The sequence below is a fragment of the Serratia sp. NPDC087055 genome, assembly GCF_044900985.1.
In the GTDB taxonomy this organism is placed as follows: domain Bacteria; phylum Pseudomonadota; class Gammaproteobacteria; order Enterobacterales; family Enterobacteriaceae; genus Serratia.
Genome location: NZ_JBJDOG010000008.1, coordinates 118,138 through 126,150 on the forward strand (window position 1 = coordinate 118,138; position 8,013 = coordinate 126,150).

Below are 8,013 nucleotides of genomic sequence, written 5' to 3' on the forward strand. Positions count from 1 at the left end.
GCTATTAGCGTGGTATCGCTTCGTTGGGTGACATTATTGACGTCGGGGCTTGATAGATCTAATCGCTCATTGCTATCTTATCTATCGCCATGAGCTATCGTGGTCTGGAGGGAAACAATGAATATTCGTGATTTAGAGTACCTGGTCGCCTTGGCCGAGCACCGGCATTTCCGCCGTGCCGCCGATTCATGCCATGTAAGCCAACCCACACTCAGTGGGCAGATCCGCAAGTTGGAAGACGAACTGGGTGTGATGCTGCTTGAACGCACCAGCCGTAAGGTGTTATTCACCCAAGCGGGCTTGTTGCTGGTGGAGCAGGCGCGTACCGTGCTGCGCGAAGTCAAAGTTCTGAAAGAGATGGCCAGCCAGCAGGGCGAAGCTATGTCCGGGCCGCTACACATTGGTTTGATCCCGACCGTCGGACCTTATCTGTTGCCGCAAATTATACCTACCCTGCACAAAACCTTTCCCAAACTGGAAATGTATCTGCATGAAGCGCAAACCCAACAGCTGCTGGCGCAACTCGACAGCGGTAAACTGGACTGTGCCATTCTGGCGTTGGTGAAGGAAACAGAAGCCTTTATTGAAGTGCCGCTGTTTGATGAACCGATGAAGCTGGCAGTCTACTCCGATCACCCATGGTCACAGCGCGACCGTGTGGCGATGCCAGATCTGGCGGGGGAAAAGCTATTGATGCTGGAAGATGGCCATTGCTTACGCGATCAGGCAATGGGTTTTTGCTTCCAGGCAGGGGCAGACGAGGATACCCACTTCCGGGCGACCAGCTTGGAAACGCTGCGCAATATGGTGGCGGCCGGCAGCGGCATTACCTTGTTGCCTTCACTGGCAGTACCGCCACAGCGTGAGCGTGATGGCGTTTGCTATCTCGACTGCTATAAACCGGAGCCGAAGCGCACCATTGCATTGGTGTACCGCCCCGGCTCCCCATTGCGCAGTCGTTATGAGCAATTGGCCGAGGCGATCCGTGAACACATGCAAAACTACCTGGGCGCTACGCTAAAACAGGCGGTTTAAGCCGTTCAGTGCTGCGACACGGTAGGCTTCAGCCATGGTCGGATAGTTGAAGGTCGTATTAACGAAATATTCGATAGTATTGCCTTCACCTTTCTGTTCCATGATCGCCTGACCGATGTGGATGATCTCTGCCGCACGTTCACCGAAGCAGTGGATCCCGAGGATTTGCAGGGTGTCGCGATGGAACAAGATCTTCAGACTGCCGACATTCATCCCGGCAATCTGCGCACGTGCCAGGTGCTTGAACTGTGCACGGCCCACTTCATACGGCACTTTCATCGCCGTCAGTTCCTGTTCGGTTTTACCGACAGAGCTGATTTCCGGAATGGTGTAGATACCCGTCGGAATATCTTCGATCAGATGCCCGCTGGCTTCACCGGAAGAAATTGCCTGCGCGGCAATACGCCCCTGATCGTAAGCGGCGGATGCCAGGCTCGGATAGCCAATCACGTCACCCACGGCATAAATGTGCGGCAACGCGGTTTGGTACATGCTGTTTACTTTCAACAGGCCACGGCTGTCCGATTCCAGGCCCACGTTTTCCAGGCCCAGTGAATCGGTATTCCCCGTGCGGCCGTTGGCGTACAGCAGGCAATCTGCTTTCACTTTTTTGCCGGACTTCAGGTGAACAATGACGCCGTCATCGGTGCCTTCGATCTTCTCGAACTCCTCGTTGTGACGGATCACGACGCCGTTGTTCCAGAAGTGGTAGGACAGTGAGTCTGACATTTCCTGATCGAGGAACGCCAGCAGGCGATCGCGGGTGTTGATCAGATCTACCTTCACGTTCAGACCGCGGAAGATCGACGCGTACTCACAACCGATCACCCCGGCACCGTAAATGATGACGTGGCGCGGTTCGTGATTCAGTTCGAGAATAGAGTCGCTGTTATAGATACGTGGATGATTAAAATCCACGCTCGACGGGTTGTACGGACGTGAACCGCAGGCGATGACAATATGATCGGCGCGGATGGTGTCTTGAGTGCCATCCATATAGCTAACGCTGACGGTATTGGCGTCGATAAAACGCGCATCGCCGGCAAACAACTTGCATTGGTTACGCTCATAGAAACCTTGGCGCATCCGGGTTTGCTGGTTAATGACGTTATCTGCGTGGCGTAAAATATCAGGGAATGTCGCGCTGAGTGTGCGTGAATTGTTGTAAAGCGGGTTCTGGTTGAATTCGATAATGCGGCTAACGGCGTGGCGGAGAGCTTTGGACGGGATAGTACCCCAATGAGTACATCCACCGCCTACGTTATTGTACCGTTCTATCACGGCCACGCGGGCGCCCTGCTTCACCAACCCCATAGCGGCACCTTCACCACCTGGGCCCGAGCCAATGACTATGGCATCAAATTGATAGTGCTGTTGCATAGGGGAGAGACCTGTTCTTATACAAAATTACAACGGTATCTTAACATCATAGCGCTGAGTGCCCAATCACCATTAGGCTTTTTGAGGCAAAGCACAAATGGTGCAGGCTGAAACTGTGACCGGGCGCGTTTGTATAAATGCTGTTGCAATAAAATTTGCTATATTGCCGAGTCTACGGCGTTAGACTGAGAAAATGGATCTTATCTGGATATGCATATGGGCGTTAGAGCACAACAAAAAGAACGGACTCGTCGTTCCCTCATCGAGGCGGCCTTCAGCCAGCTAAGCGCCGAACGCAGCTTTGCCAGCCTGAGCCTGCGTGAAGTCTCGCGTGAAGCCGGTATCGCACCAACGTCATTCTACCGCCACTTTCGTGACGTGGATGAGCTTGGGCTAACCATGGTTGATGAGAGCGGGTTGATGCTGCGTCAACTGATGCGACAGGCCCGTCAGCGTATTGCCAAGGGCGGCAGTGTGATCCGCACCTCTGTTTCGACCTTTATGGAGTTTATCGGCAATAACCCCAACGCCTTCCGTTTGTTGCTGCGTGAGCGCTCCGGTACATCGGCGGCTTTCCGTGCGGCAGTGGCGCGTGAGATCCAACATTTTATCGCCGAACTGGCGGATTACCTCGAGTTGGAAAACCATATGCCGCGGAGTTTTACCGAAGCGCAGGCAGAGGCTATGGTGACCATCGTATTTAGCGCCGGTGCTGAAGCGCTGGATATCGACATTGATCAACGTCGTCGGCTTGAAGAGCGTTTAGTGTTGCAACTGCGGATGATTTCCAAAGGTGCTTATTATTGGTATCGCCGCGAACAAGAAAAAACTTCTGTATCCCACGTATAAAAGGTAGAAAGCGATGGAAAAACCAGGCCGTGAGAATGGCACCTTACTGCTGGCGTTGATTGCCGGCCTTTCAATTAACGGTTCGTTCGCCGCGCTGTTCAGTTCGGTGGTGCCGTTTTCGATTTTCCCCATCATTGCTTTGGTATTGGCGGTGTATTGCCTGCATCAACGTTATCTGCATCGTGCGATGCCGGACGGTATGCCGAAGCTGGCCGCCGCCACCTTCTTGCTGGGGGTGCTGTTGTACAGTGCGATAGTCCGGGCCGAATACCCGCAGATAGGTTCTAACTTCCTGCCGGCGATTGTTTCTGTGGCGCTGGTGTTCTGGATTGGTATGAAGCTGAAGGCGCGCAAGACGCTGGATGAAAACACCCCGGTTTAATGGGCGTAAGCAGGGGCGCAGCAAGCACGGCGCCCCTGTCTGATTAAACGCGTTTTTCCAACAGTACGCCGCATTCCATATGATGGGTGTACGGGAACTGATCGAACAGCGCAAGGCGGCTGACCTTATGCGTTTCCTGCAGCGTCTCCAGATTAGCGCACAGCGTTTCCGGGTTGCATGAGATATACAAAATACGCGGATAAGCCTGCACCATTTTCACCGTTTCGTCATCCAGCCCGCTGCGCGGTGGATCGACAAAAATGGTTTCGCAGTTATAGCTGCTCAAATCGATGCCTTTCAACCGATTAAACTCGCGAACTCCGTTCATGGCTTGGGTAAAGTCTTCCGCCGCCATGCGGATAATCTGCACGTTATCGATATGATTGGCTGCAATGTTGTATTGCGCCGCCGCGACCGAGGGTTTGGCAATTTCGGTCGCCAGCACCCGTTCAAAGTTCCGCGCCAGTGCCAATGAGAAGTTACCGTTGCCGCAATACAGCTCCAGCAGATCGCCTTTAGAACCGGCGGTCACGTCCAGCGCCCATTCCAGCATCTGTATGTTCATCGCAGCATTCGGCTGGGTGAAGCTGTTTTCCACCTGGCGGTAAATCATGTCGCGGCCGGCAACAGGCAGAACTTCGTCTACGTAATCCTGATCCAGCATGATTTTCATTTTTGACGCACGGCCAATCAGTTGCAGGTCAAAACCCTGGGCGCGAAGACTGTCACGCAGCTTTTCCGCTTGCTGTTGCCAGTCATCGTCCAATTTACGGTGATACAGCAATGAGGCAATGATTTTGCCGCTGCGGGTCGACAGGTAGTCAATCTGGAACAGTTTGCGGCGCAGAATAGGGTCCGGTTTGATGGCGGCAATCAGCGCGGTCATCAGACGGTTAATTAATTCGCTGGCAGCAGGGAACTGCTCGACGCGAATACGCTGCTTGGTCTGCTGGTCAAACATGATGTGGTACATCTCGTCTTCATCATGCCAGATGCGGAATTCGGCGCGCATACGGTAGTGGCTCACTGGCGAGCGGAACACTTCCGGCTCGGGTGCCGTGAACGGTGACATCAGCGTCTTCAGCCGGGCAGTTTTCTCCGCCAGTTGGTCATCGTAACGTTCAATAGGCAAATTCTCGGGCGTCATGTTTCTTCTCGTCAGGCAAATTTGATCAGCGGGGATTGTAGGGAATCAGCCCGTGAAGTCCAGTTTTGTCGTGTTTATTATTTGTAACATTGGTAGCAGTCTAGACATCTATTTACATTGATCGTAGCATTGTCGTCCGGCCTCAAGCAGCGAGTGAAAAGGGAATCCGGTGTGAATCCGGAGCTGACGCGCAGCGGTAAGGGGAAGTCACGGCGATAGCGTTTTACGCAGACACTGTCCATTGCAGGATGGGAAGTCATCGCCCGGTGTAGGTAGCTCAAGCGCCACCTGCAACTCCCAAGCCCGAAGACCTGCCGGTGTTACGTCGCAATGCCCGTGGTCGTCGCGAAATACCGGCCATGATCCTGCGGCATCCGCCAATTAAGTTTGGATGCTTTTTCATGACAATTACAAAAAATACACTGCTGGCGGTGGTTTCCTCCGTTACGGCTTTTTCTGGATGGGCGCAAGACAGCACTACAGCTAATAACAGCGAGAACCTGGTGGTTTCCGCTAACCGCTTCCCACAGCCCGTCTCTTCAGTGTTGGCACCCACTTCCGTCGTCACCCGCGATGAAATCGACCGTTGGCAGGCAAAAAGCCTGACCGACGTAATGCGCCGCTTGCCAGGGGTCGATGTGGGGCAGAATGGTGGCCTGGGACAAAAAAGCTCGCTGTTTATCCGTGGGACCAACTCCAGTCACGTTCTGGTGCTGATTGACGGCATCCGTCTTAATCAAGCCGGCGTCAGTGGCTCTTCCGACCTTAGCCAGATCCCGATCTCTCTGGTGCAAAAAGTTGAATATATCCGTGGCCCACGCTCAGCAGTCTATGGCTCAGATGCCATCGGTGGTGTGGTTAACATTATTACTACCCGCGAAAAGAACGGCAGCACGCTTTCCGCCGGCGTGGGTTCAAACGGTTATCAGGCCTATGACGCGTCCACCCAGCAGCAACTGGGTGACAGCACGGTTGCAACCCTCGCCGGTAACTACACTTATACCAAAGGTTATGATGTCGTGGCCTATGGCAGTACGGGTATGCAAAGCCAGCAAGACCGCGATGGCTTTATGAGCAAATCACTGTACGGTGCCGTTGACCATCAGTTCAACGAGGCCATCAGCGGTTTTGTTCGTGGTTTTGGTTATGACAACCGTACGGCTTACGACGCTTATTATTCCTCACCAACCAGCCCGCTTATCGATACCCGCAAGCTGTATAGCCAAACCTGGGATACTGGGCTGCGCTATAAGGAAGGCGTTTACGCGACACAGCTGATTGGTAGCTATAGCCACAGCAAGGATTATGATTACGATCCACGTCTGGGTGTGCATGACAGTTCGGCCAGTTTGGTGGACTCCGAGCAGTACAACCTGCAGTGGGGAAACACTCTCCAGGTGGGCCAGGGGACGGTCAGTTCGGGGATTGACTGGCAACACCAGCAAATCAAACCTGACTCCACCACGGTTAACGGTGAGAAGACTCAACGCAATACCGGTATCTACCTTACTGCGCAGCAGTTAGTTGGTCCGGTAACCCTGGAAGGGGCAGTGCGTGGCGACGATCATTCCGAATTCGGTTGGCATGGTACTTGGCAAACCAGCGCGGCCTGGGAATTTGTTGAAGGATACCGTTTTATCGCTTCCTATGGGACGGCATTCAAAGCCCCTAATATGAGCCAGCTGTACGGTAATTTTGGTAATAACACCAATCTGAAGCCGGAAGAAAGTAAACAGTGGGAAGGCGGCTTTGAAGGTTTGACTGGACCAGTGACCTGGCGTGTGTCTGGCTACCGTAACGACATTGATAACCTGATTGATTCCACCGGAGAGACCAATTACGTTTATTACAATGTCGGTAAGGCTACGATTAAAGGTATTGAAGCGACAGCCTCATTCGATACGGGTCCGTTAAGCCATCATATTGGTTACGACTATGTCGATCCGCGCAACGCCAAAACCAATGAAGTGCTGCTGCGCCGCGCCAAACAGCAGGTGAAATATGAGTTGGACTGGCAGGTCTATGATTTTGACTGGGCTGTCACCTATCAATACTTGGGTGAGCGTTATGACAAAGACTACAGCACCTACCCAGAGCAAAGCGTTAAACTTGGTGGTGTCAGCCTGTGGGATCTCGCAGTTTCGTATCCGGTCACATCTCATCTGACAGTTCGTGGTAGAATTGCCAACCTGTTTGATAAAGATTATGAGACGGCTTATGGCTACGCTACTCCAGGAAGAGAATACTACCTCACTGGAAGCTATACCTTCTAACACCACCGCGAAGGCCCGTCCGACGGTGCTGGTATTTGATTCCGGTGTCGGCGGGTTATCGGTGTATCAAGAGGTTCGGCAACTGCTGCCGGACCTCCACTATATATATGCCTTCGATAATGTGGCATTCCCCTACGGCGAGAAATCCGAAGAGTTTATTGTTGAGCGCGTGCTGGAAATTGTCAGCGCGGTGCAGCAACGGCATCCTCTGGCGATTGTCATCATCGCGTGTAACACCGCCAGTACCGTATCTTTGCCAGCCTTGCGTGAACGCTTTACCTTCCCTGTCGTCGGCGTAGTGCCTGCCATCAAACCCGCTGCTCGCTTAACCGCCAATGGCGTGGTTGGCCTATTGGCTACCCGCGGCACCGTGCAGCGCACTTATACCCATGAGTTGATTGCCCGCTTCGCGACTGATTGCAAGATAGAGCTATTAGGGTCTTCAGAACTGGTGGAACTGGCGGAAGCCAAACTGCATGGCGAAGCTGTATCGCTGCCGACGTTGAAGAAGATTCTTCATCCATGGCTGAGTATGCGTGAACCACCAGATACTGTCGTGCTCGGTTGTACCCACTTCCCTCTATTAGCGGAAGAGTTAATGCAGGTGCTACCAGAAGGAACGCGGCTGATTGATTCCGGTGCAGCTATTGCCCGTCGTACCGCCTGGCTGATTTCGACGCAGGAAAATTTGGTGTCGACGCAAGAAGAGAACCTGGCGTATTGCATGGCGTTAAATGAAGACACTGACGCTTTATTGCCCGTTCTGCAGGGTTATGGCTTTAAATCGTTGAAAAAACTGCCTGTTTAAGGCCGTTTTGGTTAAATGTTCAACGGTCGGAAAAAATATTGAAATTAGGGGTTGCGGCCTTCTGAGAACTCCCTATAATGCGCCTCCACTGACCGGGAACAACGACTCCTCTAACGAGAACCAGTCGCCCAGCCAGGAA

7 protein-coding genes and 1 riboswitch are annotated in these 8,013 nt (G+C 53.0%); of the genes, 5 read left to right on the forward strand and 2 right to left on the reverse strand.

From position 1 onward, the window contains the following. Nucleotides 1-117 precede the first annotated feature (117 nt). Nucleotides 118-1,035, forward strand: coding sequence for a DNA-binding transcriptional regulator OxyR (oxyR, locus tag ACI2J2_RS23495; RefSeq protein ID WP_209639974.1), 918 nt, complete (start codon nt 118-120; stop codon nt 1,033-1,035). Here the strand turns inward: oxyR and sthA are convergent. Next, on the reverse strand, nt 1,018-2,415 hold the full coding sequence (gene sthA / locus ACI2J2_RS23500; RefSeq protein ID WP_209639971.1) for a Si-specific NAD(P)(+) transhydrogenase: 1,398 nt from the start codon (nt 2,413-2,415) through the stop codon (nt 1,018-1,020). The two genes, oxyR and sthA, sit on opposite strands and share 18 nt — an antisense overlap. A gap of 216 nt (nt 2,416-2,631) precedes the next feature. Between sthA and fabR the strand changes: the two genes are divergently transcribed. Both fabR and ACI2J2_RS23510 read left to right on the forward strand, forming a co-directional pair. Next, nucleotides 2,632-3,264, forward strand: a complete 633-nt coding sequence (fabR, locus tag ACI2J2_RS23505; protein WP_020837514.1) for an HTH-type transcriptional repressor FabR — start codon at nt 2,632-2,634, stop codon at nt 3,262-3,264. Between the two features lie 13 nt (nt 3,265-3,277). Further along, nucleotides 3,278-3,646, forward strand: coding sequence for a YijD family membrane protein (locus ACI2J2_RS23510; RefSeq protein ID WP_209639969.1), 369 nt, complete (start codon nt 3,278-3,280; stop codon nt 3,644-3,646). Between the two features lie 43 nt (nt 3,647-3,689). Here ACI2J2_RS23510 and trmA read toward each other — a convergent pair whose 3' ends face one another. Beyond that, nucleotides 3,690-4,793, reverse strand: coding sequence for a tRNA (uridine(54)-C5)-methyltransferase TrmA (trmA, locus tag ACI2J2_RS23515; RefSeq protein WP_404760944.1), 1,104 nt, complete (start codon nt 4,791-4,793; stop codon nt 3,690-3,692). A gap of 120 nt (nt 4,794-4,913) precedes the next feature. Then, nucleotides 4,914-5,127: riboswitch (cobalamin riboswitch) on the forward strand. Nucleotides 5,128-5,194: 67 nt separating this feature from the next. Here trmA and btuB point away from each other — a divergent pair. After that, on the forward strand, nt 5,195-7,066 hold the full coding sequence (btuB, locus tag ACI2J2_RS23520; RefSeq protein WP_404760945.1) for a TonB-dependent vitamin B12 receptor BtuB: 1,872 nt from the start codon (nt 5,195-5,197) through the stop codon (nt 7,064-7,066). Continuing rightward, on the forward strand, nt 7,011-7,874 hold the full coding sequence (murI, locus tag ACI2J2_RS23525) for a glutamate racemase (RefSeq protein ID WP_265556727.1): 864 nt from the start codon (nt 7,011-7,013) through the stop codon (nt 7,872-7,874). Before btuB ends, murI begins: the two co-directional genes overlap by 56 nt. Nucleotides 7,875-8,013: the final 139 nt, after the last annotated feature.

Bases quoted from the DNA above. Each gene is read 5' to 3' on its own strand.
- ACI2J2_RS23510 (WP_209639969.1), top strand. From the start codon at position 3,278: ATGGAAAAACCAGGCCGTGAGAATGGCACCTTACTGCTGGCGTTGATT.
- btuB (WP_404760945.1), top strand. From the start codon at position 5,195: ATGACAATTACAAAAAATACACTGCTGGCGGTGGTTTCCTCCGTTACG.
- trmA (WP_404760944.1), bottom strand. From the start codon at position 4,793: ATGACGCCCGAGAATTTGCCTATTGAACGTTACGATGACCAACTGGCG.
- sthA (WP_209639971.1), bottom strand. From the start codon at position 2,415: ATGCAACAGCACTATCAATTTGATGCCATAGTCATTGGCTCGGGCCCA.
- oxyR (WP_209639974.1), top strand. From the start codon at position 118: ATGAATATTCGTGATTTAGAGTACCTGGTCGCCTTGGCCGAGCACCGG.
- murI (WP_265556727.1), top strand. From the start codon at position 7,011: ATGGCTACGCTACTCCAGGAAGAGAATACTACCTCACTGGAAGCTATA.
- fabR (WP_020837514.1), top strand. From the start codon at position 2,632: ATGGGCGTTAGAGCACAACAAAAAGAACGGACTCGTCGTTCCCTCATC.